Source organism: Desmonostoc vinosum (assembly GCF_059505385.1).
On record NZ_JCACKM010000098.1, the window covers coordinates 1 to 26,240 of the forward strand.

General features: G+C 41.3%; 22 protein-coding genes and 1 CRISPR repeat array. Of the genes, 8 read left to right on the top strand and 14 right to left on the bottom strand.

All coding sequences use genetic code 11. The annotated features are described in order from the left end of the window. The first annotated feature begins 133 nt into the window (after positions 1–133). On the top strand, positions 134–841 hold the full coding sequence (locus AC5JMF_RS16225; RefSeq protein ID WP_495796781.1) for a M15 family metallopeptidase: 708 nt from the start codon (positions 134–136) through the stop codon (positions 839–841). Between the two features lie 287 nt (positions 842–1,128). Continuing rightward, positions 1,129–2,959: a CRISPR direct-repeat array (repeat unit 37 nt; unit sequence GTTTTAATTAACCTAAATCCCTATTAGGGATTGAAAC). 277 nt (positions 2,960–3,236) lie between these two features. Here the strand turns inward: AC5JMF_RS16225 and AC5JMF_RS16230 are convergent. The 3 genes from AC5JMF_RS16230 to AC5JMF_RS16240 form a co-directional block, all read right to left on the bottom strand. Continuing rightward, positions 3,237–3,371, bottom strand: coding sequence for a hypothetical protein (locus AC5JMF_RS16230; protein ID WP_495796760.1), 135 nt, complete (start codon positions 3,369–3,371; stop codon positions 3,237–3,239). A 111-nt stretch (positions 3,372–3,482) separates the two neighbouring features. Then, positions 3,483–3,956 carry a TspO/MBR family protein gene (locus tag AC5JMF_RS16235; protein WP_495796761.1) on the bottom strand — a complete coding sequence of 158 codons (474 nt, stop codon included), beginning with the start codon at positions 3,954–3,956 and terminating at the stop codon, positions 3,483–3,485. Between the two features lie 89 nt (positions 3,957–4,045). Beyond that, positions 4,046–4,519 (bottom strand): TspO/MBR family protein, encoded by a 474-nt coding sequence (locus tag AC5JMF_RS16240; protein ID WP_495796762.1) that lies wholly within the window; start codon positions 4,517–4,519, stop codon positions 4,046–4,048. A gap of 313 nt (positions 4,520–4,832) precedes the next feature. On the opposite strand from AC5JMF_RS16240, the gene AC5JMF_RS16245 reads away from it, so the two are divergent. After that, the gene (locus AC5JMF_RS16245; protein ID WP_495796763.1) at positions 4,833–5,402 is read left to right on the top strand and encodes a DUF3611 family protein; all 570 of its coding nucleotides are present in this window, start codon (positions 4,833–4,835) and stop codon (positions 5,400–5,402) included. Positions 5,403–5,434: 32 nt separating this feature from the next. On the opposite strand, the gene AC5JMF_RS16250 is transcribed toward AC5JMF_RS16245, so the two are convergent. The 4 genes from AC5JMF_RS16250 to AC5JMF_RS16265 form a co-directional block, all read right to left on the bottom strand. Continuing rightward, a complete protein-coding gene (locus AC5JMF_RS16250) occupies positions 5,435–5,812 on the bottom strand; it encodes an aspartyl protease (protein ID WP_495796764.1) in 378 nt (125 codons plus the stop codon). Next, positions 5,809–6,126, bottom strand: coding sequence for a hypothetical protein (locus AC5JMF_RS16255; RefSeq protein WP_495796765.1), 318 nt, complete (start codon positions 6,124–6,126; stop codon positions 5,809–5,811). The genes AC5JMF_RS16250 and AC5JMF_RS16255 overlap by 4 nt, the downstream gene beginning before the upstream one ends. A 212-nt stretch (positions 6,127–6,338) precedes the next feature. Further along, positions 6,339–7,268 carry a DUF1338 domain-containing protein gene (locus AC5JMF_RS16260; protein ID WP_495796766.1) on the bottom strand — a complete coding sequence of 310 codons (930 nt, stop codon included), beginning with the start codon at positions 7,266–7,268 and terminating at the stop codon, positions 6,339–6,341. 18 nt (positions 7,269–7,286) lie between these two features. Then, the gene (locus AC5JMF_RS16265) at positions 7,287–8,630 is read right to left on the bottom strand and encodes an acetyl ornithine aminotransferase family protein (protein ID WP_495796767.1); all 1,344 of its coding nucleotides are present in this window, start codon (positions 8,628–8,630) and stop codon (positions 7,287–7,289) included. Positions 8,631–9,449: 819 nt separating this feature from the next. Between AC5JMF_RS16265 and AC5JMF_RS16270 the strand changes: the two genes are divergently transcribed. Both AC5JMF_RS16270 and AC5JMF_RS16275 read left to right on the top strand, forming a co-directional pair. Further along, the gene (locus tag AC5JMF_RS16270; RefSeq protein ID WP_495796768.1) at positions 9,450–10,718 is read left to right on the top strand and encodes a hypothetical protein; all 1,269 of its coding nucleotides are present in this window, start codon (positions 9,450–9,452) and stop codon (positions 10,716–10,718) included. A gap of 238 nt (positions 10,719–10,956) precedes the next feature. After that, on the top strand, positions 10,957–13,020 hold the full coding sequence (locus AC5JMF_RS16275) for a protein-arginine deiminase family protein (RefSeq protein ID WP_495796769.1): 2,064 nt from the start codon (positions 10,957–10,959) through the stop codon (positions 13,018–13,020). A 357-nt stretch (positions 13,021–13,377) separates the two neighbouring features. On the opposite strand, the gene AC5JMF_RS16280 is transcribed toward AC5JMF_RS16275, so the two are convergent. From AC5JMF_RS16280 to AC5JMF_RS16300, 5 genes are all read right to left on the bottom strand, one after another. Next, positions 13,378–13,995 carry a hypothetical protein gene (locus AC5JMF_RS16280; RefSeq protein WP_495796770.1) on the bottom strand — a complete coding sequence of 206 codons (618 nt, stop codon included), beginning with the start codon at positions 13,993–13,995 and terminating at the stop codon, positions 13,378–13,380. A 117-nt stretch (positions 13,996–14,112) separates the two neighbouring features. Further along, a complete protein-coding gene (locus tag AC5JMF_RS16285) occupies positions 14,113–14,478 on the bottom strand; it encodes a VOC family protein (RefSeq protein WP_495796771.1) in 366 nt (121 codons plus the stop codon). Between the two features lie 208 nt (positions 14,479–14,686). Then, the gene (locus AC5JMF_RS16290) at positions 14,687–16,183 is read right to left on the bottom strand and encodes an aldehyde dehydrogenase family protein (RefSeq protein WP_495796772.1); all 1,497 of its coding nucleotides are present in this window, start codon (positions 16,181–16,183) and stop codon (positions 14,687–14,689) included. 199 nt (positions 16,184–16,382) lie between these two features. After that, positions 16,383–18,341 carry a choice-of-anchor Q domain-containing protein gene (locus AC5JMF_RS16295; RefSeq protein ID WP_495796773.1) on the bottom strand — a complete coding sequence of 653 codons (1,959 nt, stop codon included), beginning with the start codon at positions 18,339–18,341 and terminating at the stop codon, positions 16,383–16,385. A gap of 939 nt (positions 18,342–19,280) precedes the next feature. Then, entirely contained in the window at positions 19,281–20,576 is a 1,296-nt protein-coding gene (locus AC5JMF_RS16300) for an APC family permease (protein WP_495796774.1), read from the bottom strand. Positions 20,577–20,810: 234 nt separating this feature from the next. Between AC5JMF_RS16300 and AC5JMF_RS16305 the strand changes: the two genes are divergently transcribed. After that, a complete protein-coding gene (locus AC5JMF_RS16305; protein WP_495796775.1) occupies positions 20,811–21,614 on the top strand; it encodes a type 1 glutamine amidotransferase in 804 nt (267 codons plus the stop codon). A gap of 48 nt (positions 21,615–21,662) precedes the next feature. Here the strand turns inward: AC5JMF_RS16305 and dcd are convergent, their stop codons facing one another. Further along, the gene (dcd, locus tag AC5JMF_RS16310) at positions 21,663–22,232 is read right to left on the bottom strand and encodes a dCTP deaminase (protein WP_495796776.1); all 570 of its coding nucleotides are present in this window, start codon (positions 22,230–22,232) and stop codon (positions 21,663–21,665) included. Between the two features lie 69 nt (positions 22,233–22,301). Then, positions 22,302–22,841 carry a P-loop NTPase family protein gene (locus AC5JMF_RS16315; RefSeq protein WP_495796777.1) on the bottom strand — a complete coding sequence of 180 codons (540 nt, stop codon included), beginning with the start codon at positions 22,839–22,841 and terminating at the stop codon, positions 22,302–22,304. A gap of 384 nt (positions 22,842–23,225) precedes the next feature. On the opposite strand from AC5JMF_RS16315, the gene rph reads away from it, so the two are divergent. From rph to AC5JMF_RS16330, 3 genes are all read left to right on the top strand, one after another. Next, the gene (gene rph / locus AC5JMF_RS16320; protein ID WP_495796778.1) at positions 23,226–23,951 is read left to right on the top strand and encodes a ribonuclease PH; all 726 of its coding nucleotides are present in this window, start codon (positions 23,226–23,228) and stop codon (positions 23,949–23,951) included. A gap of 140 nt (positions 23,952–24,091) precedes the next feature. Then, positions 24,092–24,814 carry a 6-phosphogluconolactonase gene (gene pgl, locus AC5JMF_RS16325; protein WP_495796779.1) on the top strand — a complete coding sequence of 241 codons (723 nt, stop codon included), beginning with the start codon at positions 24,092–24,094 and terminating at the stop codon, positions 24,812–24,814. 252 nt (positions 24,815–25,066) lie between these two features. Then, a complete protein-coding gene (locus tag AC5JMF_RS16330; protein ID WP_495796780.1) occupies positions 25,067–25,975 on the top strand; it encodes a double zinc ribbon and FHA domain-containing protein in 909 nt (302 codons plus the stop codon). The last annotated feature ends 265 nt before the right edge of the window (positions 25,976–26,240 follow it).

Here is a 26,240-nt window from a genome sequence, read left to right on the forward strand (position 1 = left end):
AGTCCCCAGTCCCCAGTCCCCAGTCCCCAGTCCCCAGTCCCCAGTCCCCAGTCCAATGACCAATAACCAAGTCTGTGTCAATAAAAACTTAAATTACGAATTACGAATTACGAATTACGAATTACGAATTATTATGAGACTCTATCACCAAATCGCTATTTTAGAATGCGGTGAACCTTTGGTAAAAATTCCTGTAGAACTTTTTGCAGTGGAATCTCCACATCCTTATGAAAAATTAGGTGCGCCTTATGGCGAACATTCGCCTTATTATCTGCGTCAAAGTGTGATTGACAAATTGATTCAAGCTCAAAATAATTTGCAATTGCTGTATCCTAATTGGCATATCCAAATATTTGATGCCTATCGCCCGATCGCAGTCCAACAATTCATGGTAGATTACAGCTTCACTCAAGCAGTACAAGATAGAGGACTGGCACAGACACAGTTGTCACCAGAACAACGGCAAGAGATTTGGCAAGCGGTTTATGAGATTTGGGCTGTACCAAGTTTTGAGCAAAAAACTCCTCCTCCTCACACAACAGGTGCAGCCGTGGATATTACGTTGGTAGATGATAGTGGGAGAATAGTAGATATGGGTTCACCAATTGATGAATTGTCAGAGCGATCGCATCCTGACTACTATGCCAAAAATGATCATCTCAAAGCACAACAGTATCATGCTAATCGCCAATTACTACGAGATGTAATGCTAAAAGCTGGGTTTCAACGCAATCCTAGAGAATGGTGGCATTTTTCTTTTGGCGATCAGATGTGGGCTTGGCTACATAATCAATCCAATCCCCCAAACTCTGTTACAGCCTGCTATGGGCGTCTTGAATAATTCGTAATTTACAATTAGGCGCGAATTAGTAATTATTCGTCAACCAGTAGGTGTTTTTCAAACAAAATAAAATTTTGTGCCTGAAAAGCTTATCCTCTCTAGCTTTGAATCCTCTTTGAAGAGTTTAGAGGTTGACACCACCCCCGCAAATCCTTATCACAATTGCTTTTGAGGTTATTATCATTCTTGTGCTCTTGACAACCAAACGTCTGAAAAGGTATCTTAGCTACAGGTTGCCACTATTGAACCTTGAAAACCAAATATACCAAGGCTTGCAGACCCCGGCCGTTTTAATTAACCTAAATCCCTATTAGGGATTGAAATACAATGCTGACGGTACACCACGCGAGTATATCAATGTTTTAATTAACCTAAATCCCTATTAGGGATTGAAACGATTGACTGGAAAACGCCATTTACGGCTACTTTACGTTTTAATTAACCTAAATCCCTATTAGGGATTGAAACTTTTAATCCTGAACTCAAAAAATACCCACTTCCGTTTTAATTAACCTAAATCCCTATTAGGGATTGAAACATCAAGACTTAGCGGGATTGGCGACACTGGGCTTGGTTTTAATTAACCTAAATCCCTATTAGGGATTGAAACGTGGAAACACCACAAATAACCGACCCAATCACGCTCGTTTTAATTAACCTAAATCCCTATTAGGGATTGAAACAATTGTGAAATTTTGGAAATAGTATTCACCTGTTTTAATTAACCTAAATCCCTATTAGGGATTGAAACCTAGCACCTCTTCAATTACGAAAGTCTCTGACGTTTTAATTAACCTAAATCCCTATTAGGGATTGAAACGTAGTCCGGTGCAGATAGTTTGAGAAATGACCTAGTTTTAATTAACCTAAATCCCTATTAGGGATTGAAACACTGGAAGTAGGGCGAAGGCATCGGCAAACAGCCAAGTTTTAATTAACCTAAATCCCTATTAGGGATTGAAACACAGAGTAGTGAAAATTTATTCTCGCCAGTTGCGTTTTAATTAACCTAAATCCCTATTAGGGATTGAAACTTATCCTCAATGGTTTGATAACCAAGGTGTTTATGTTTTAATTAACCTAAATCCCTATTAGGGATTGAAACGCCTACCTTGGAGGGCTATACGGCAAAGCAACGTTTTAATTAACCTAAATCCCTATTAGGGATTGAAACCTAACTGGTGTAGAAACCGGTCGGCTACCAAAAAACGTTTTAATTAACCTAAATCCCTATTAGGGATTGAAACCTTGTATTTCCTGTTGAATCTATTTCGCCTGTAGGGTTTTAATTAACCTAAATCCCTATTAGGGATTGAAACATCGAGGGAGTAGTGGGGGAAGGCGATCGCCACGTTTTAATTAACCTAAATCCCTATTAGGGATTGAAACAAAATTTCACCAACGGGGTACACGCAGAATGCCTGTTTTAATTAACCTAAATCCCTATTAGGGATTGAAACAACCCCTACCCGATGCTACAGTCCGTGCAAATCATTGTTTTAATTAACCTAAATCCCTATTAGGGATTGAAACCTCCAAAGGTGGACGCGCAGGCGTTATTTTGATGGTTTTAATTAACCTAAATCCCTATTAGGGATTGAAACTTGCAATTCAACGTAGTTGGTAACAGAATTCTCAAGTTTTAATTAACCTAAATCCCTATTAGGGATTGAAACTCTGTATCCCAGACAATGCGATCGCCAATGCATTGATAGCTGGGTTTTAATTAACCTAAATCCCTATTAGGGATTGAAACTCCTTCACGCAGTAAAGGGGATATCCTTGCTGCCAAAAGGTTTTAATTAACCTAAATCCCTATTAGGGATTGAAACCTCGTGTACATAGCAACGTCAACCGCACCTTCCGGGTTTTAATTAACCTAAATCCCTATTAGGGATTGAAACAGAGTATCAGCGCCTGTTGCATCGGCACCGAAACGTTTTAATTAACCTAAATCCCTATTAGGGATTGAAACACGCTCATATTTTCTCCTTAATTATTTTTTTGGAGTTTTAATTAACCTAAATCCCTATTAGGGATTGAAACAGGGAATGTAGGCGCATCGGACACCATTTCAGTTTGTTTTAATTAACCTAAATCCCTATTAGGGATTGAAACGTGAACATTTGCTACAAGTCGGGGAACCCGCCCAACGCACTGCCTTGTCTTTGCGCCTAAGAAAGCGGGAAGCCGCTCCGCGCCTTTGCGTGTTAGCGTTCGCGAAGCGTCTCGTAGAGAAGCGGGGTGTAGCCCGGTAAAAAAAGATTTATGCAAGAGGTTATGAGTGAACTACTCACACTGGCCTGACGGTAGAGTGTGGGCTTTCAACATCACAGAAGATTGCCGCATCTTGGATTTGCGTCCGCGAATTGGTCTTACATCCTCTCCGTTGGCGTTAGCCTCCGTCCCAGAGGAGGACACTACGTTGTGGGGGTTTCCCCTGTTGTAGTAAGTGTTCGTTGAGAACAGCATAATCATCTTCGTACTCCATCAAAATAGAGGCGTAAGCTGTTCCACATATAACTTGCATAATTAGGGCGGGCAAGATGCCCACCCCACAAGAGTTTTATTTAATTTGATTATGTAATTTAGATGTTTTTTAGCTTAGTACTTGCCAGATGGGCATTTACTAGGGAATTTTTTAAGCATCTAAAGGATTTAACTCTTTTAATTCGTCAGTAGTGTAAGTGCCTATGGGACTCCAAGCTAAATAAGGAATGAGTAACAGTGTCGCCAGTCCAGAAATTGGTAAAACGCAGATGGTAAGGACAATTGCTAAAATCAAACCTGTTAACCCAATAATTTCCCCAGTCTTAAGACTACGAAACCTCAGCATTAAAGGTATGTAAGCAACGGTAATTATTTCCAGTAAAAGATATAAACCCATGAGAAGCCAAGTAATTAGACTTCCAGGATTTTTTTGCCAGACAATATTTGCTGAAACTGCACCACAAATAAAAATTACAGTCCAAATAAGCGGAATTAATGGCTCAAAAATTAGCCATTTAGGGCGTCTTAACTGTGCAAACCATTTAACATCGCGTGGAATAATTAAAAAGCTACCGAACTCGATAAATAAAGTTATAACCCCAATTACTATCCAAGATTCAATCATGTGACACCCTTAGCTATATATTTTGTCAACTTCTACACTGCAAGTTTGACAATTTAGGCTATGAGTGAAATCATTCGCTAGTGAGAATCTTAAGCATCTTGAGGATTAAGACTCATCATTTCCCAAGTAGTATATGTGCCGATGGGACTCCATATTAAATAAGGCACTAGTAACAATGCTGCCCAACCAGAAACGGGTAAGACTGCAAGTATCAAAAGAATACTAATAATAAAACCTGTACCACCGAGAATTGTACCTAGCTTGAGACTGCGAAACCGGAACATTACAGGGGTATAGGCAATAGTAAAAATTTCTAAAAGTAAATATAAACCCATGATTAACCAAGTTACGTTACTACCTGGATCTTTTTCCCAAACGATGTATGCTGACCAAGCAGCACAAATAAAGATTACAGTCCAAATAATAGGAATAGCTTTCTCAAAAGTTAGCCATCTAGGTCGTTGCAAGTGCTTAAACCACTGGCGATCGCCAGGTGTAACTATATTAGCTCCCAAAGCAACCAAGAAAGCTACACCCCCAATCACCATCCAAGATTTAATCATGCCACTGCCCTTAGCCTTTGCAAATACTTACTATTGCTTGAATATCACTCATCCTAGTGTGATTGTGTCAATTTAGTGGCGAATTTTTCATCATCCCATAGCAGGAAAACTTCGCATCATTAGGCAGGATTTTAGTGAAACGGGGATTGAGGACTGGGGATTGGGAACTAGGAAGTGAGTGTTTGTTATTTCTCTCCCTCATCCCCCTCATCCCTCCCTAGTTAAGATTTCTGCCTAGAGGTGGGGGTTTAAGGGGAGTTGGAGACATATTGTTGAAAATAAAGGGACGAGTCAACTAGATATGGAAACCAATATGCAAACCGAATCGGAAGTGCGATCGCTAGCACCGGAAACACGAGGAATTGGCAATATTATTCGCCTGACAGGATGGATGGCCTTCTGGGTACAATTGGGGCTTGCAGTGGTTTCTGGCTTAGCTTTATTGTTTGCTGCCACTGGTCGTGGCTTTGCAGACCAACCAAATGCTGGTCTGGGAATTGGTATATTTTGGGCTATATGTGGAGTTGTAGTACTTTTATTTGGCGTGTATTGGGATTTTCGTTACACTCGCATCGGTAAAAGTTTAGAAAATCCTAATCCGGCTTTGCACCCCAGTAAGGCAGACACAACTAAAATTATTAGACTGGGTGTAATTGTAAGTTTAATAGGTATATTATTAACTCTTTTGGGTAGTGGAGCAACTACACTTGTGCTAGTGGCAAAATCGATATCCCAACCGCCAGGTGTAGCAATCACTGATCCTAATAAAATTATTCGCGCACTCGATGTTTTTGTGGCTGTTGCTAATATTAATGGGATTGCTGCTCACTTTGTAGGTGTTGTTACTTCAATTTGGCTGTTAGAGCAGGTGCATAAACATTAGACATAGGGGTTAGAGCATGTTTTCAAAATCAGTTAGGCGTAAGCACTATCATCCAGCGTTAACATCCTAGACGGCATATCTACTACCAATCGTCGATTTTTTAACCACTGCCTACCAAGTAAAACTTCTGACACTCCTTCACCCACATGAACAGGAATATCAAATTCCTTGCTATCAATTCGGACTTTTCCTAAATATATGTCAAATTCTGCTTCTCCTTGGGCTGTGAACATTGTTTGTTGTTCTAAATAAATCCAATTAAGCGCTTCTAAATCCTGGTTATTAATTGCCAGCCACCAAGAAAAACCTGTATCCAAAAGTGCTGATACTGGTAGTTCTAAGGAGTCAGCAGCTATCAACTCTATCTCAAAAAATAATTCATCCTCATCACCAAAGTTGCCAGAAATCATATCGTGCCGCACACCCCAGTTTCATTTATGCGGAAAACGTGCAGCCGGAAATTCGGATATTTTTCATGTGCTATCTGAGCAACTGTTAATGCATCCTCATTAATAAAATATTCTCCACTTTCTGGTTCAACTGCTATGTACCAGTTGTAGTGAGTCTTAATTAAAGAAGGCTGCAATTTTTGAAATATTTGTTCGCAACGCTGCTTAAATTCTGCTTTTTCAGCTTTCCATTGAGCTTTCTTCTCTGATGACCACTGTATTTCGGGGAATATTCTTCCTCGGCGCACTGTACGAGTAGATTTTGCTTCAGTCACGGTTGGTTCTGCTTCATTACAATACCTATATTTTCTCCCACATCTAGACTCTCATTTCGATTATTGGTAACGATTTTTTCGTTCCAGATGCTGATTGTGATAATTTTCTTTTCTATTGTTTATTTGCCACCCTTTTATTACAAAATAATAAGTTAAGCATCGCGTTAGGTAAGGATTTCAGCACTTTAGTGCTGACTACAAACTGTTTATCTCTAGGACTTGGACAAACGTGTCATTTCAAATAATTGCTGAGCATTATTTCCTAAAAAAGCATCAAAAAGTACCTGCTTTCCTGGTTCTACTTCTACTAGATAACGCTGGGCAATTTCATAGTAAGCGTATGTCCAGGGTATCTGAATTTCAGTATTACTGCGATCGCGCAGTACAGTTACCATTTCTGTGACGGCTTGAGTTGCTGTTTGACGCAAGCCATAAGCAATATTGCCCTCTATCTCGGCTTTCATTGGCACGCCTAAGTTAGCCAAACCATTGGCAGTAGTATCAATATCTGGATACTTGGCAGTGTTTTGGCGATTAACATAACCTGTAAAGTGATTGACAGCATAACCATGCAACAATACCCAAGCACCATACTGGCTGACTTGATTGACTTCTTCCACGACAGAACGTCCTGGAGGTTGCCAAGGGCGAGTGAAGATTTTCTGAAGTTGTTGAGCGACAATTTGGGGGTTATCTTCTGTTGGTGAAATTAAACTTAGGGGAGAGATTAGTCTATGCTCAAGAGAAGATACTGTTTGATAAATTAATTGAGCAATATTAGCGGGTAATTCATCTACAATTAACTCGCTGATGAATAGTTTAGGTAAGTCGAATTCTTCTTGCTGAGGATGATGATAGTGACGGGCATAAAGATGGTTTGCAGCAAAAGTATACTCTCCAGCTACTACATAACCTAAAGCTTCTGCAAGTTGTCCAAGGTAATCAATTCCTAAGTTAAATTTACGCTGTGGGTTATCCACCAGCAGACGCAAAGACCGAAAAGCAATGTGGTCGTTAGCCACTGTCCCACCAGCAGCAGTGATCATTTGTTGGTAAGTAAGAGCATAGCTGACTCTGGCACTGTATTCTTGCCACAGTAATGAGTATAGATGGAGAACAGTTTTTATTGTGTTGTTGGTCATAGGTCATTTGTTTTGTGTTCAGGGGTAAGTTTCAGGCACTCCCTCTCTAAATATCTCGCTAATAATCTCAAGGGCAGTTTGAATTTGGTTGCTATCAATAATTAGGGGTGGACAGAAACGAATGGCTGCTTTACCGCAACCAAGCAATAGCAAACCTTTAAAGAATGCTTCTTGGATGATGCGATCGCGTAGCTTAAAATCAAAGTTACCTTCTGCATCAACTAAATCCACTGCCACCATTAAACCTTTACCTCTAGGTAGCGATATCTGAGGAAATCTCTGATGCAATTGAGTTAGTCCAGCTTGCAATAATTCTCCCATTTGGTTGGCGTTTGCCATCAAACCACTTTCTAGCAGTCGCAAGGTGGCAATACCAGCAGCACAAGCAACTGGATTACCGCCAAATGTGGTAGCGTGAGAACCAGGTGGCCAAGTCATTAACTCAGGACGGGCAAGAATTGCACCTAATGGCATCCCGCTAGCGATACCTTTGGCTGTGGTAATAATATCAGGCATGACTCCCCAATGCTCGATCGCAAACAAGCGACCAGTACGCCCCATCCCTGATTGCACTTCGTCTACTACCATTAAAATATGATGGCGATCGCATATATCCCGAATGCGTTGCAAAAAACCATTTTCTGGAACTATGTAACCTCCTTCGCCTTGAATCGGTTCAACTACGATTGCTGCTACTTCTTGCGGTGGTAAAGTAGTCGTAAATAGCTGTTTTTCTAAATAATCTAGGCTAGCGTGGGTACCGTAGGGGATATGAGTTACCCCAGGAACTAAAGGCCCAAAGTTAGCGCGTTGCACTGTTTTGGAACCAGTCAAAGACATTGCCCCATAGGTACGTCCGTGGAATGCTCCCAAGAATGCCACAATTAGCGATCGCTTGGTATAATATCGAGCTAGTTTGATGGCTCCTTCGTTGGACTCAGCCCCAGAATTGGTAAAAAATACTCTGGCGGGGAAAGGCGTTTGACTATCTTGGGAGTAAGGGAAGGGGGCGCGACTAGCTAATTGTTCTGCTAATTCGACCATCGCTTCATAATAAAAATCCGTCCCCGACATGTGCAATAAACGTGCTGACTGTTCGTGAATTGCCTTGACTACTTCTGGGTGTGCGTGTCCGGTGGCGGTGACAGCAATACCAGCAGTCATATCCAGAAATACGTTACCGTCTACGTCTTCTACCATACAACCCTCTCCCCGCGAGACTACTAGGGGATAGTCGCGGGTGTAAGAAGGAGAAGTGACGGCGCGATCACGTTCTACAATTGCTTTAGCATGTGGCCCTGGTAAAGCAGTCACTAAACGAGGCGATTGTGGCAAACTGAGGTTAACAGGAATACTTAACATTTCTTTTAGATGTTTTTTAGATTATTGATGATTAAACTGTGGGGTGCGATCGCTAACAGTAACATTTGATTCTATTTGTATAAATTTTATACATCGCTAGAAATAGAAACAGGGAACACTTCGACTACGCTCAGTGCATCGCAGGCAACGGGGAACAGGAAAAAACAGACAGATGTGTATCTAGCGTCACAAAAATCAAATAGGAGTCCTATATATATGTTATTTCTCTTTAAAAAAACCAGTATAAATTTCGGTGTTGTGGAAACGCGTTATGGCGTGTTTCTCCAAGGGTGCTGAAATTACGTTTAGTATCTTTTATGGCTAAGTTTACATAATTCTATACGTAATAATTTCCTTCTGTTCCTATGTTTATCTTTGCTTAAACCGGAATCCCTGCAAGTTAAACTGTGTCACCGCGTCTCCATTGGTGTCAACTCAACGTAAAACTTATGTCCCGCAAGGAACTGAAGTTCCTTGCTAATAGCGAAAGTCATCTAAAAGATGACTAAAATATCCCCAAAAATCTTTAGTCTACTGAAGTAGACTTTAGCTATTAGCCTTGAACTTTCAGTTCAAGGCGGGCGACAAAGCCAGCACTGAAGCTATTTTTAGCTTAAGTTGACACCACCGCGTCTCCCACTCCCCGCGTCTTTGCGTCTTTATTAAGGCTGTAGATTATGCAACTTTAAGACATATTCACTTATCCTTCTCTGTGGTTCGTTAAAAAATCTCACAGTTTATTAAGGACTGTTTTATATTTATATTCATATCAAGCAACTAGAATTATTATTTAACAGTCTAAATTTATTTTTTCACTTAATGAGTAACTTATTTAACCAAAAACTAGGCATTACATTAGGTATTGCTGCCTTATCAGTTGTTGGTGTAGTCAGTAGCCATTTATATACACAGTTAAAAAGCAAACAGCCAGTTCAACAACAGGCATTACAAGATTTATCCTTGCTACAGAATAATTTTATTGCTCAGCAAACATCAAATTCAAATATTAGTAACCAAGATACATCTCTATCAGGAAAATATCTCGCATCAGCATCATATCCTGTCATAGATGAATGGAAAAAATATAAATTTAGCATTGATGGTAATCGGATTTTAACTTCCACAAAAATACCATCTGCAAAAGTTAGTTTTAATCAATCAGATTTATTATATGTTCTTATTAATACTAGAAAATATTTCCAAGACCACGCTTCAGCAGACCCAGATGTTTTACGCCCAGGAATTATGTCATCTCAAGGTGTTACCGTAGCAGATGTTCTTAAAACCTTGGATTTTATGATCACTGTTTTAAGAGAGGATATTGCCAATAACCGAACAACTCGCTTGCAAAATCCTAATTTTATCAACACCCATTTTCGAGTCATTAAATGGACTGCTTACAAACCGCAAAACACTCAACAAAAACAATTACGAATTACAAAATATGCTGTATTTATTCATCCAGGTTCTCGCAAGAAAACCTCTAATTATAATATACCAATTTATAGTTTAAAATCAAATTCCAGTAACGATAACTTCTATACCAGATACACAAAACAAGATGTTTTGTCGGGTATTTATGAACCAGGTGGTAGAGAATTTGGTAAAGTAGAACCCTTGGCTTATTTAACCCGCAATGGTTTAGAAGAAGCATTAATGCAGGGAACAATCTTAATTAATTTTACAGATGGTTCCAAGGCATTTTTTAATGTCGATAAAAACAATGGTATATCTTATATTAGGGGATTAAAAGCCACAGCACAAAAGCGATACTGGTATTTTAAAAAAGTTGATGCTATCAAAGGTTATGGTTACAAAATAGATGCCAAAATTTCTATCAAACCAGGAGTGACATTTGCTGGAGATGTCTTGAATATTGGTTTAGGAAGAGTGGTGATTATTGAGAATACCAGTGGTGGGCGTAAATATCTCCGAATGGGTGTAATAGCCGATACAGGCGGAGCATTTTTACCCAACCTTTACCAACTCGATTTTCTTGCAGGCATTTTTCGCAATCAAAAAGAATTTGGACGATCTATCGGGCAACTACCAGAATATGCTACTGCTTATTTTCTCGTGAAAAAATAACTTTGGGGATTGGGAAATTGAGTTATTTCTTCCCTGGTCACTGAGCGAAGTCGAAGTGCTGCCTCCCCTCCTCCCCCTGCTTTCTTACTCCCTGTTTACGATCTCAGGTTAGAAAAATAATATTTATATGAGTTTTTGATAGGAATATTCATGAATAAGAAATAATCTTAGTATGCAGATTCTCAAGTACAGGCATTCCGAAAAATCAGTTACGAGAAACTAAAACAATCACAAATTTATGAGACACTTGTTACAAGTAGAAACATCTAATGCCCGTCGCTCACGCTCCGCAGAAAGCAGTTGGGAATATGACGATATTCTAGTTGTCGGTCAGCCAGTACAAATCTCCTTACAAAATCTTGCGCCTAGTAAAGATGCACTTGTGACTTTAGAGACACGGGGAGAAATTGAAGTTTCTTCTATCACTAAACAACCTATTGCTATACAAACTCCGGTTCCTGTGGAACGAGTTTCAGAGATTACTTTATTAGCGAGAACTTTTAGCGATCGCCAAAAAGACCGCTCTTTACAAATTACTTTTCAAGATAATACTGGTAAGCAGTTAAGTCAAGTGAAACTTAAGCTGACTGCCTTAAGAATTTGTCTAGATGTGGATGCGGATCGAGATGGAATTATTGAAGATAATCATCCTCATAAAGGGGATTGGAAATCGGGGGTTAAAGGCTATGGTGCAGTTTTATTAGTCAATAGCGATCGCGATACTATTTCTGCTGATGATCAGCATGATGGCGAAGAAAGTTTAATTAAAGGATTGCTGGATTTAAAAGATTTTAGCTTTATGATTATTCGTAAAGCTGGCTTAAAAAATTTACCTGCTGGATGCGAGCTTTATTTATCAGTTAATCGAGATACCGCTAGACGAATTCGCATTTATGATGAGTTAGATAGAGATGGCTATGAGTTAATTGGCCCTGGAATCACAAATGCCAAAATCAAAGATACTGACAAAGATATTATCTTAGCTATTGAGGGATTAAGTTATCCCGATTTTGACTTTAATGGTTTAGTGGAAATCAATTTAAATCTTTTGCAAGACCGGAAATTTATTTACAGCGATCGCGTGGTATTTCGAGTTGCTCCTTGGATCATGACTCCTAATACATTAGCTCCAAAAACAGTCTATGTTTCTCGTTTATCTGATGGATTTAACGCCCAGTTTATTGAGGATTTGAGAAAAGTTGTTGGGCAAGCTAACGCGCAATTAGATATTGTCCCTTTTGAGTATCATCAAGATGATCCTTGGATGCAAGACGAGATTGAAATTGGCTATACTCAAGCTCCCGGACACCTGATGCATGTAGTGTTTGATTCACCACGCGATCGGGGATTAATTGACTTTCCCAAACGCCAACTTTTAGGGATTGACTTCGGTTATGTAACCCGCAAAAGTCGCCACGAAGCCACAAAATTAGATTCTTTTGGTAATCTAGAAGTCTCCCCTCCAGTTACAGTCAAAGGTGTTAATTATCTCCTTGGTCGCCTCATATTTGGCGGAACTCGTGCAGAAGTGATCCAAAAGTCCCAAAAGCCCCGACGGATGTTGAGAGTTTTACGAGATTTTCTTTACGCTCAACAAATTCAAGCCCCTTTTGAAATCTTTTCTGATTGGCTCAGCGTGGGACATATAGACGAGTTTATGACTTTTGTTCCTGCCCCTACTCCTAAAGGATTTAAGCTACTTTTAGCTAGTCCTAATAAGTGTTATGACATTCTGAAACGCTTACGAGAAAACGGTCATAATCAAGCATTATTACGGCAAGGAAAAAGATTTTCTAATGGCCCTGCTGATATTAGTGTGGTAGATGTTCTTGGTAATGAAGACTTAACTCGCCATAATCATCGCTTTCAAGAATATATTAACTGGAATCGAGAGGTTTTGAAACAGGAATTAGATTTAAGTGAAGCAGATATTATCGATATCCCTGGTTTATTTGAAAGTACTAAAGACGAGCGAGCTGAGACTTTTTTCCCCAACATGGTCAATATGATTGTTTTAGAAAAGCATCTTGGCATTCCTAAACCATTTGGCCCCAAAGTTGATGGTAAATGCCAGTTTGAAGCCTATGTTAAAGGAGTCTTAGAACCTCTGGGTTTAGTTTGCCATTTTATCGATGATTGGGAGCCTTATTTTAGAGGACGGGGTGAAATTCATTGTGGTACAAATGCACGCCGACAACCTTTTGCTCAAAAGTGGTGGGAGATTGAATCGATATTAGGTAAAACTGATGTACAAGTAAAGGAAAAACCAACCGCAGAAGACACCAAGGACACAGAGAAATGAGAGTTTGAAAGGGTTATTTCGTAATCCTTATTTTTCTTTATCTCTAGTGTCAAGTCGCTATGCTCCAATTCGTGATTATTAATAACACGACGCTCCTGTGTCGCTCTAAGCGAAGCTATGCCGCAGGCTTTACGCTGACGCTCGTACCGACGCTCGATGACTCGCTCTAAGCGAAGCTATGCCGTAGGCTTTACGCTACGCTATCGCTAACGCTATCGCAGACTCGCTACTGCTGCAAAGCGCGTAATTCGTAATTATTACCCCACGATTCAAATCGGGGGCTTGAAACCAGAAATTACGAATTACGTTAGCGAAGCGGTAGCGAGTCTTCGAGCGTCATTACGAATTACGAATTATTTAGTCATTCATTAATGCAGCTAACAAAATTCTAATCACTATTTCCAACTCTTCAGTGATTCGATAAAGATTGATTGCTTGCTTAATCAGTTTTGTCTGTCGATACAATATACCAAATTGCCAAATATTACCTGTTGTGACTGCTCCTAATATCTCTGTTTGCGTAGAATCAATCCACCTATCAAGGGCTATCATCTCTGTTGCTAGTTGTGTAAACCCCCTGTTGATATCTGCTTGCTTGGCTTCAATCACAATTAAATTAGTTTGTGTTCGTAGATAATAATCCAAATTACCTTGAAGTCGATTATCTACTTTGATGCTATATTCGATACGTAATTTAGCGCGGGAATAGTGGATTAAATCGGTGACAATCGGCGCAATTAGTATTTCTCGACGTGTGGCTTCATTTTCTAAATCTACATACGGTAAAATTTCCTCAATCCGCTGCTTGAGGTCAGAAAGCCGATCTAATATACCAGAGTATTGTGGCAAATGGAAAAATTTACGCTCAAATGAGTAGCCAAAATCAGCGACTAAATCGTCAACCACAAACCCTAATTCAAAGTAATTGCTAAAAGTATACGAACGATTTGGGTCTAGTAGTGGTTGGCGACTCATACTAATACCAATTCAAAATTATGAAATCCAAATTTAGCATGGGTATAAAAGTTTTCAAAAGCTTGACGCTACAGTAACGTAACCCGTAATTAATACACGCAAAAAGAAGCTAAATATTTACGCGCAGGTTAACAGTTCTAAATTATGTCCATCAAGGTCATAAAAATAGAAGCCACGTCCGCCGTTTCTGTGATTAAGTTGACCTTTATTTTGATGCATGGGGTCACTACTGTATTCTAGACCTGCTTCTTTAACTCGTGCGAAGATGGTATCAAATTCCTCATCACTGACATGGAATGCATAATGATGGGATTCAAATTCTGCTGTGTTGGCAAAGTCGAATGTTAATTTATCATTGACATGCACAACTGCAAAATGTCCAATGGGAGTCTCAACTTTTAGACCAAAAATTTGAGCGAAAAACTGTGCCGATGTTTCCTTATTGTATGCAGGTACTATGGTGTGATTCAGGGTAATTGTCATCTCAAACCTCCCTTCATCATTGGGTAATAATTAATATCAACTCTTCTCCAAAACTGATCACAAAAAGGTTTTTGGATTAGTGTTGGTCTTTTCTTCTATCTTATCGTAAATTCAAGGATACAAGACTGCTACGTATAGACGTAGCTCAGTTTTAGTCGGGGTATAAATCTCCGTCTGAAAGGGTTTTTAATTACGAATTACGAATTATTTAACTACGGTTATCTATTTGAGCGCGTTGCAAACTGCCAGAAAAGTCTACATAAACACTTTTCCATTCAGTAAATACATCTAAAGCAGTGGTTCCGGCTTCCCGGTGTCCATTACCTGTTTGTTTAACACCGCCAAAAGGTAAGTGTACTTCTGCACCAATAGTGGGGCCATTAATGTAAGTAATACCTGCCTCAATGTCGCGCATGGCGGTAAAGGCTCGGTTGATATCAAGGGTGTAGACTGAGGAAGAAAGACCATAATTACTGTTGTTGAGGATAGCGATCGCCTCCTCAAAGGTGGTAACTTCAATCAATGCTACCACTGGCCCGAATATCTCTTCACGAGCAACGCGCATATTAGGCGTTACATGATCCAAAATGGTTGGTTGAAAGAAATAGCCGTCTTTCAATGAGTTTTCGGTAGCAATTGTGCCACCAATTAATATCTTTGCTCCTTCTTCACGAGCAATATCTATATATTGGCTGACTCGTTGGAGTTGCTTTTGATTGATTATTGGCCCAATATCTGTATTAGGGTCAGTACCAGCACCCAGGCGTAATTTACTGGTACGCTCATAGAGCATCGTGGTAAATTTTTCTTTGATATCGCGATGTAAAATCAGCCGACTAGTGGCAGTACACCGCTGCCCAGCTGTGCCAAAAGCTCCCCAAACTGCACCATCTAAGGCTAGTTCTAAATCGGCGTCTTCCATCACCACTTGAGCATTTTTACCACCCATTTCTAAACAGACACGCTTGTGAGTGCGTCCGCAAGTAGCGCCAACAAAAGCACCTGTTTCTGAGGAACCGGTAAAAGACACCAAATCAACATCAGGATGCTCAACTAGGGCTTTACCTACCTCCTCACCTATCCCATGCACTAAGTTGATTACTCCTGGTGGTAAACCTGCCGCTTGAAAAATTTCTATTAGTTTAGTGGCGCACGCGGGGGTATCTTCAGCAGGTTTGAGAATGACGGTATTGCCACAAATTAACGCTGGCATCGCTTTCCAGCAAGGAATTGCTACGGGAAAATTCCACGGAGTAATTAAAGCGCATACTCCTATAGGCATCCGCACCGTCATCGCAAATTTGTTGGGCATTTCTGAAGGTGTCGTTTGCCCAAATAATCGCCGCCCTTCTCCAGCACTGTAAAAGGCACAATCTATACCTTCTTGCACATCTCCCCTTGCTTCGGTTAGGGGTTTGCCCATTTCCCGGCTGATTAACTGGGCAAGTTCTTCTTTATCCTGGAGTAATAATTCTCCTACACGGAAAATATACTCTGCTCTGGCTGGAGCGGGAACCTTTCGCCAATTGTGGTAGGCTTGGCGGGCGGCGGCTACGGCTGTGTCTACATCATTGGCTTGAGAACGTGGGAAAGTGGCAACGATATCGTGTGTTAAAGCAGGGTTCCGACTTTCTAGGATGTTTCCCGCAATAGCATTTAGCCATTGCCCATCAATGTAATTTTGGCTACTTTGTGGAGTTGTCAACTTTCAGACCCCCTGCTAGCACTTAATGAGAACTACAGAAATTATAGGTCAACAAACTAGGGGTGTAGGGGAATAGGGAACTCTTAACACTTAACAGGTGAGCCAGCGCGGTCTAAAGCAGCGTCAAGCCTACGGGTTGCCGGGAGTCGCTGAGAAGCCCCCGCCGTCCCGGAGGCGGCGCGGGGAGTATGTCACTAATCTAAAACACAAAGTTACTAGGATTATTAAAGGTCTGGTTATCAGTCACATTCACAGTTACCAAATGTTTGAACAGTTCTGTCCCTGTAGGGCCATCAGGGTCAATGTGAACTATAAAGTTGGTGGGGCTAACTCCTTGCAAAATTTTGATATAGCCATCATTTATGGGGTCACTACCTGTGTAACTCAAACTATCAAGCAATTCAGTTAAGACTATTTTGTCCTTACCAACCTGAAAATCGGTGATTGTGTCGCCTATATCGCGCATGTGGGTGTAGATGAACTGATCATTACCGCTACCACCTGTGAGTACATCTCTACCTCCTAAGCCGGTGATGCGATCGCTCCAATATGTACCTGTGAGGATATCACGTCCAGCAGTAGGTTTATTAAAGTTGCTAGCCCATTTGGCAGCTGCGGCTAAGACGATTTGACTCCGACTGCTGCCAGTACCAGTAGCACCAAATTCAAATGCTCCAATATCAAGATCGCCATCACGAGTTAAATTGCGTCCATCAGTGGTGGGTGCGTTGACAGCAACAACTCCTGCATTGATTGCGGGACTATCGGCTGACAATGAATGCATCAGTACACCATCCATATTTCGCAGATAACCGACTTTGGGATTTGCAACAAGAGAACCGGCAGTTACTTTTTTATTTTTGCTATTGATTGGGGAAGGAAACTCAATATTACCGCCGCCATCAAGTAATTGGTATACAGTTTGCTGAGCAAGTCCAAAAAGATTATTAGCTGTGTTGTTGGCAACGATTGAATTAGTCAGCGTGACTGGGCCTTTGCCAACAGACCACACTGCTCCACCATAGGATTGAGCATAGTTATCAACAATTGTAGAGTTGATGATGTCAATTTTGGCAGATGCAGGAGGATTCATCGCGATCGCTCCACCCACACCTTTTGAGGTGATTGCTTGGTTTCCAGAAAAGGTACTGTTTTCAACTTTGATGTGTGCATTTCTTGAGGTTGAATCGCCATCTACCCACAAGCCACCGCCTTGTCCCTCAGAGATATTGTTGGCAAAGGTAACATTACGAACTGTGACGTTACCGTTAGCTCTTAAGCCTCCCCCCAGAGCAACACCTTTCGATGTAGGTTTGACTCTGTTGTTGATAATTGTGCTGTTCTCAACGATGACTTTATCTGGATTATATATGTAGAGACTGAGCGCTCCTCCAGCTCCAATGGTCTGATTCCCCTCAAACCAACTGCCACTGATTCTAATTGTGCCACCCACTGTTTCTGGGGTAGGTCTGGTGCCGGCAGGATTTGCGCCATCTGTATAGATTGCGCCACCTCCATCAAACGAACTGTTGTTGAGGAAAACGGAATCTTCTACTACCAGAGGGCCTAAAAGCTTATAAACCGCTCCACCTGAAACCCCAACGTTATTAGTGAATTTGCTATTTTTAATAGTTAATAATCCACTACTTCCAGCAGCGATCGCGCCTGCACTGAAGCCATTTTTTACTACGCTGCCATCATTGTTATCAAAGGTACTATCCAATACTTGCACAACACAAGAACGGCCAACATGAAGCGCTCCACCCCGATTAGAGATATTATCTTTGAACGAACAATCAGATACCGTTAAATTAGAGTAGTGATTAAGATTAATTGCACCGCCCCTAATCTCAGACTTAGGATCACTGCTGACAGCTCTGCCATCGATAAAGCTTAAACTCTGAAGATTCAGCTTAATACCCATTGTTGTATTAAAAATTCGGCTGGCTTTGTTGCCACTGATAGCAATATTTGCTGCATCAGAGCCATCGATGATCAGATCCTTATTCAGTTCTATTTGACCGCTGGTGAGGGTAATTGTTTTGTTCGCCAGATTCGCTGCAAATTTAATTGTGTCACCTGCTTTCGCTTGAGCGATCGCATCTCTCAAAGAACCAGAACCACTATCGTTGATGTTAGTAACGTTAATGATAGACATTGAGTAATTCCTCTAAATTATGCTTGGTTATCTGACTACTACGGCGTTGCAAAAATCAGCACTACAAATTGTCAATCCCCTCATTAATATTTGGGATTAACCGGAAGTATTTATGCACGTGAATTAGTCATCAAAATCAACTCAAATGTTGTTTTGATCTGAAGTAGAAACTAAGTTAATTTTGCTTATCTACCTACTTCTGAAAGCTATTTGCGTCATGTTTACAAAAACTTTCTTGTTCATTTGTTGATGAACAGCGCACCACAGATGGATGCGATCGCTACGGCAAAACTAAGTCAGTATGATTGCTCTAAAGAAACATACACGCTGTTTCATCTCAAATTAATTTGACAGATATTTACTCAATAAATTCTGTCTCTTACGTACCTAGTTAAGTCGGTAGTAAATTAGCTTGATTTTCATCAAAAACTGTTTTTACGCTCAATTTCTCATCTAGTAATGATGATATATGTAACGTAAACATCTCTGGAAAATCATCTCTGCATTAAATAATTTCAAAGACAGATTTAACAGATACTCTTGCCAACTAATAGTTGGTTGATGAACATTTTTCTTAATATACATCTAGCTCACAACCCACTATGCTATGTAGTAAGTGGTATACATTACGCTCTATCTTAAAGACTCGATAAAGAAGTGCCTTCAGAAAAAATACATAAAACATGTTATATATTTTTACGTATAAAAATATACTTTTTTCTACGTAATAAAACTGAGGAAGATTATTGAGAAGATGGCTACAAATGATGACAGGAAGGACATCTGAGCGCTTTTAACTCTATGGAAACGCTTAAAGATGCATAGTTCGAGTTTGTGATCGTCCAGCTATGCTAACGTTTTCAACAAAAAGAAATTCGGGGAAGGCAGGGACATGGAAACGCAGAGATTTAAGGGGGAGAAATAACAAACACCAATTCCCTATTCCCCATTCCCCATTCCCCGCCTAATCTTGTGCCAAATTAACCCAGCAGCAATTAACCCTAAACCCACTTGCCAGATAGAAGACTCTACCCAGAAAGCTAGGAACAAGCAAGACAAAAGTCCTAACCAACCTATCCATACGGGATAAAGTCGCTCAGAAGTGCTGAGTCGTAAGCCAGCTAGGTTGGTGATTGCGTAGTAAATTAAGACACTAAAGGCGCTAAATGACCATGTTGTTTTGACATTGCCTAATAGTACTAGTAATGCGATCGCTATTCCCACAAACAGCACAGCCCAATGGGGAGTAGTTTGTTCACGGTTCAGACGTGCCAAAAATCGCGGAGCATCTCGGCGGCGTCCCATTGCCAACACCACACGGGATAAACCCAAAATTAAGTTTAATAATACGCCCAACATTGCGGTCATCGCCCCAATAGCTAAAACCGAAGCACCTCCCGAACCAACAATAGTACGAACTGCTACCTCTAAAGGAGCAGTCTTTGTCTGTTGAGTCACACTACCCAAAACATCTGCTCCTACAGCCCCAATACCAACTGTTGCTACTGCTATGTAAAGAACCATCGTCAGCAATAAACAAACAATCATCGCTTTCGGAATTGTTTGTCTGGGCGAACGAGCTTCTTCGCCCATTGTGGCAATGCGCCCATAACCTGTGTAAGCAACAAACATCAGGGCACTAGCATGAAGTATTGCTCCTGGAGAAGTTGTAAAAAAAGGTGTCAAATTATCAACCCCTACTTCAATAGCACGGGGTAGGCAAGCAACAATAAAAAATCCTAACGATAAGAGTGTCACCGACACAATCACGGTGTTAGCAATATTGGAACGTCGGATACCACTAAGAACAATCAAAGTGATGATTACTACAGCCAACAGGGCTGTAGGAACAACCCAAGCAGCATTGAAACCGAAGATATTTAGTAAGTATCCGGCAAAACCCAAAGCCGCAGTTGCAGCCGAGGCAGTCTTTGCTACTAAAAACATCCAGCCTGCCGTAAAGCCCAAAGCTGGGGTGAGATACTTATAGCCATACTCATAAGTACCACCGCTAACAGCGTGATTAGCTGCCAACTGAGCGCTATTGAGTCCATTACAGGTGGCTACAATCGCTCCAATTATCACTGCGATAATTACCGCAGACCCAGCGATGCCAGTAGCAATACCGATGCTTACGAATACACCAGTACCAACTATCGAACCCAATCCCATCAAGGTTGCTCCAACAACCCCTAATTCTCGTTTTAATTGAGGTTGTGAATTTGTAGCAGACATCTTTTATTTTCCTGTTCAGATTGCAAGCAGATGTGGCGCTCATTGCTAAGAATAGCAGGGGAATGGGGGATGGGGAATTCGTAATTATTTATCGAAAGCGGCGCTTTCCTCCCCACCCACGAGGGGATGGGGAGGAAAGCCGCCTCTAGAAGTGCATAGATACCCCCACACCCCTACACACAATAATTCTTCAGAGAAAAAGTTATGATTTATCAAATATTTATGTGAGGGTTTATGAGTTCTCAACAGTTGGAATTAATCATAGGTTGGCTATATCCTACACTGATGAGTACCTATGGCGATCGCGGTAATGTTATCTGTATAGAACGTCGCGCACAGTGGCGGGGATATGATGTTAAGGTCGTGCCCTTAGATCAAAATGCTACAGTAAATGATATTAAATCTGTAGATTTGATTGTTGGTGGTGGCGCACAAGACCGACAACAAGAAATCGTGATGCGTGATTTGCAAGGTGCAAAAGCCGACGCCATGCGTGAAAAAATTGAAAATGGCACACCAGGAGTGTTTACCTGTGGTTCACCCCAACTACTAGGACACTATTACGAACCAGGATTAGGGCAACGAATTGAAGGACTGGGGATATTAGATTTAGTCTCCATTCATCCTGGTGAAAATACTCAACGTTGTATTGGTAATTTAGTAATAGAAGTTACAGCTAATCGACTAGCACGAGATTTGATAGAAATGACGGGTAGCAAACCCTACTTAGTTGGTTTTGAAAATCACGGTGGACGCACCAAATTGGGGAAGGTTGAAGCTTTAGGACGTGTTGTATATGGCTTGGGTAATAATGGTGAAGATGGGACAGAGGGAGCATTTTATCAAAATGCGATCGCAACTTATTCTCACGGCCCCCTACTGCCGAAAAATCCCTTCGTGGCTGACTGGTTAATTCAAACTGCTCTTAAGTTAAAGTATCAGCAAGCGATCGTACTGCCACCTTTGAAAGATAGCTTAGCAGCCCAAGCACGAGAAGCAATGTTTAAGCGGTTGAAAGTCACACCAATTCAAAATTAAAAAATCCAGATTTAACGTGGGTTTCACTTTTATTGTAAAAAATCATACTCAAACTTTCGCTAGCGTCACTCTTTCAGCTTGATCCTGATATTTACCCTGTCGTGCTTCGTAACTAATAGCACAGGGTTCGCCTTCTAAAAAGAGTAATTGCACCACGCCTTCATTCGCATAAATGCGACAGTCTGCACTAGAAGAATTAGAAAATTCTAGGGTTAAATGACCCCGCCATGCAGCTTCAGCTGGTGTTAAGTTAGCTATTATACCACATCTTGCATAAGTGCTTTTACCTATGCAGATTACTGTGATATTGTTTGGAACCTCTAATTTTTCTAAGGCAACGCCAAGCCCATAGGAGTGAGCAGGTAGGATAAAGTAACTGCCATTGTCATCTTTGTGTAGTGCTGTTGGCTCTAGATTATGAGGGTTAAATTTTTTGGGATCAACTACAGTTCCAGGAATGTGTCGAAAAATGCGGAACTCAGCCGGAGACAGGCGTATATCATAGCCATAAGAAGATAGACCATAGCTGATGACAGGTTTAACTTCTAGAGAGTCGTTTGTTTGCACTTTTCGGACTAAGCTTGGCTCAAAGGGTACAATCATAGATTTTTGAGCCATTTCAGTAATCCAGATATCGTTTTTAATCACAAGTTCACAGGTAATTCAAACCGAATTATGAGACTAATTTTAGTTAGGGCCATGGCTGCGGCGGATCTCCGTAATTTGATCTGCCACATTCAACAATGATTGAGGCATGTCTGGCCCCGTAAGGATGATATCGACATGAGGAGGGCGTTTTGCTAGAAACTCTAAAACTTCTGTTTCGGGAATTAAACCAAAGTTGATTGCTAAACTTAATTCATCTAAAACAACGAGAGAATACTTATTTTCACATACTACTTGTTGTGTATATTGCCACAGTTTTTCCAAAGCCTGGGTTTCTGTATCATCTAACTGTGGTGTATCAATACAACGAGGCAAATCGCAGCGAATCCAATCTAGATTTTGTCCTAGTTGTATGGGTCGTTCCTGCCCTTGACGAATTCCTCCCTTGAGAAACTGTACTACTAATACTGGTGTGCCTTGACCAGCAATCCTTAGTGCTTGTGCTATTACACTTGTAAAAAAGTTTCTATATGTACTAGTAAAAACTTGTACTAATCCTTCCAATGGATATGGTAAGTCGGGAGTCAAATTTACACTTGGAGTTTCTAATTGGGCAAGCATAGAAATAGTTGTAAATATTACAATTAGTTTGAGTATTTTTTGGGTTTAAGATTGCAAATTTGTCTGTATAATCAATCTGTTTTTTACAGATTATAGTTTATTAATTAAATTGCATTATTAGTCAAGCACTACGTTTGCACGAAGTCAAGGATTATTAAGATTTGTATAATGCAAAATATTAAAAACCTACACCTGCCCCTTGCCCCTTTTGTTTTTGACTCTCCTCTCCATCCTTTACGATTATGGAGTGTGAAGTACCCACGCTTGACCGTTAATGTGCAAGAGCAACCGCTAAGACTTCTGTGAAAAAGTTTAAGAAGCTCGCGCGATCGCGTGGGAGTAGTTCACAGTAGTATTCTCAGTGAAAACTTTGAGGCAACTCCCATGGTTTGGCAGCGTCCCGACGGCCGACAACCTTATGAACTTCGTCCACTCAGCTTTTATCCCAATTTTACCCGCTTCGCACCTGGTTCTGTACTGACAAAATGCGGCGACACTCAAGTACTCTGTACCGTTAGTGTCACTCAGGGAGTTCCTAGATTTCTCGAAGGAACTGGTAAAGGTTGGCTAACTGCCGAATATAGAATGCTACCATCTGCGACTCAACAGCGGCAAGAAAGAGAATTGCTAAAATTATCTGGACGGACGCAAGAAATTCAACGTTTAATTGGACGTAGCCTCAGAGCAGCTTTAGATTTTGAGATGCTAGGAGAACGCACACTAACCGTAGATGCCGATGTATTGCAAGCAGATGCTGGAACTAGAACAACAGCGATTACAGGCTCTTTTGTGGCTTTGGCTCATGCAATTTCTAAATTATTGCAGCAGGGAGTATTAGAGCGATCGCCTCTTACAGGACAAGTGGCAGCGGTTTCCGTAGGATTATTGCAGGGAGAGCCATTTTTAGACCTAAACTACATTGAAGACGTAGCCGCAACAGTCGATTTTAACGTAGTGATGAATCAACACTTAGGAATCATTGAAGTCCAAGGAACAGCCGAAGAAGGCAGCTTTAACCGAACTCAATTAAATCAGCTACTAGATTTCGCCGAAAAAGGCATCCAGCAATTATTACTAGCCCAGCGAGATGCGATCGCCAACTGGGAATGAGGGAAAAAATTTCTCCGTATCCCCACGTTCTCTTGCTAATTCCCCAATTCCCAGATATTAAAAGTTTCAAAATTTCAAAAGGGGAATGATCATAAATTCGTTATTGTATTGCTGGAAGCTGCTAATCTAATGATAAAGTCATGAATAAACCGGTTGAAGTTCTGCCAGATCAGTCAGCATTGGTAGCACGAGCGCTGGAATTGATCTTGTCCAAGTTGGAAACTGCGATTAGGGAGCAGGGGCGATTTACTATCGCCTTATCTGGCGGCAGTACACCTAAGCCGTTATACGAAGCGATCGCCACTCAAAAACTACCTTGGGATAGAATTCATGTGTTCTGGGGAGATGAACGCTACGTACCACCAGATCATCCTGATAGCAATGAGCTAATGGCGCGTCGTGCATGGTTGGATAAAGTTAATATCCCAGCAACTAATATTCACTCCGTACCGACTTTAGAAGCTGAACCAGCGGTTAGTGCTGCTAAATATGAACAACATCTGCAAGAGTTTTTTAACTCTTCATCCGGAGAGTTCCCTGCTCTAGATGTAATATTGCTAGGAATGGGAGATGATGCACATACCGCATCTTTGTTTCCCCACACAGAGGCACTCAAAGTACGCGATCGCCTAACTACAGTGGGTAACAAAGACGGCAACCCGCGCATAACCTTTACATACCCCTTCATCAATTCTGCTAGCACTGTAATTTTTGTGGTTGCTGGTGCTAATAAACGACCAGCTTTAGCTCAAGTCTTTGCACCCGTAGCCGATGATTTTACTTATCCATCCCGATTAATTCAGCCCCAAGGAGAACTTTGGTGGCTACTGGATGCGGCAGCAGGTTTGGAACTCAAACCTTAACTTTCCCATCAGGAGTAACTGTTAGAATCAGTGCTGAGTCCTGAGTTTTGAGTAGGCGGTAACGTCAGTCTAGCTGGCACGGGACGAAGCAGAAAACTCAAGAAGTGATTCTTGGGAATCCCCGCACCTTTCAGTTCGGGGAGGATATCAAAGGATTAGGTATAGTTTTGAATCCCAGTCCCCAATCCTCAGTCTCCTTGCCAATACCACTTTAAGATGTTTAAGATGAGCTTGAACAAAGGCTAAAATCTGATGATCGTCTGCCCTAATTGCAATCATCCCAACCCTGACGGCGCTGTCCAGTGTGAAGCTTGCTATACGCCATTACCAGCAACTAATAACTGTCCCAGCTGTGGGGCAACTGTGCAGGCAGACGCCGCTTTCTGCGGTCAATGTGGCCATAACCTGCATTCAGCGGTACCTGCAAGCGTTGCAACAGCAGTAGCACCAACAGTTGCCCCCGACATTCCTGTAGAAGTACCACCGTTAATTACCCCTGATCCACTGTTGGAACTCTTACAACCCGATGCTTTGGGAATAAGTAGCTCTACTCACTCCCATCCTGAAGTAGCTTCATCCGTACCACCCACAGCGGTGGCAGGTGCGCCACAGATGTCGGTTCCAGAAATTACTCCTCCAACAGTTGCTGCTCAACCCATGGTTTCTGAGCAAGGAATGTCCCCGCCTCCAACCATGCAACCAGCACCGCCTTCCCCACCAATGGCAACTGCTCAGCCAACACCACCTCCTGAGCCAGTAATGCCACCACAGGCACCACTGCCGCCACCAGTAGCAACACCACCTGCAACTGCTGCTAGAACGCAATTGCAACAAGTGACAGCGCGGCTATTTCACATCCAAAGCAATCGCGATATTGAATTACCTCAAAATCTTTCTGTCGTCCATATCGGTAAAGCTAACGACCGTATCCCCCCTGATATAGATGTGTCCGGTTTTCCCAATTCGGAAATTGTCTCACGGATTCATGCGGACATTCGTATTGAAGGTGATGCTCATTACATTGAAGATGTGGGAAGTTCCAACGGTACATATATTAATAATTTGCCGCTATCACCAGGTAACCGACACCGCTTAAGACCAGGCGATCGCATTAGTCTAGGTAAGGGAGATATGGTAACATTTTTGTTTCAACTCTCCTAACATTGACTCAATCAAACTAGAGACTTGTCTAGAGCGCGATCGCACTGCTCATTTGATATCTATTACCATTTATACTGACTCAAATTGAGCTTTTTGAGTCAGTTTTTTGGTATTAAGCTGATTGCGATTGTAGCAAGATACCGTAGGGTACGAAGTGAAACCCAACATTACCAAGGTTTTTAGCGTTGGGTTTAGTTCCTCAAACGCCACTTCATATCATGTCCGGCTAATCACTTATCATAAAAATTTCTCCCTTGTCCCCCTT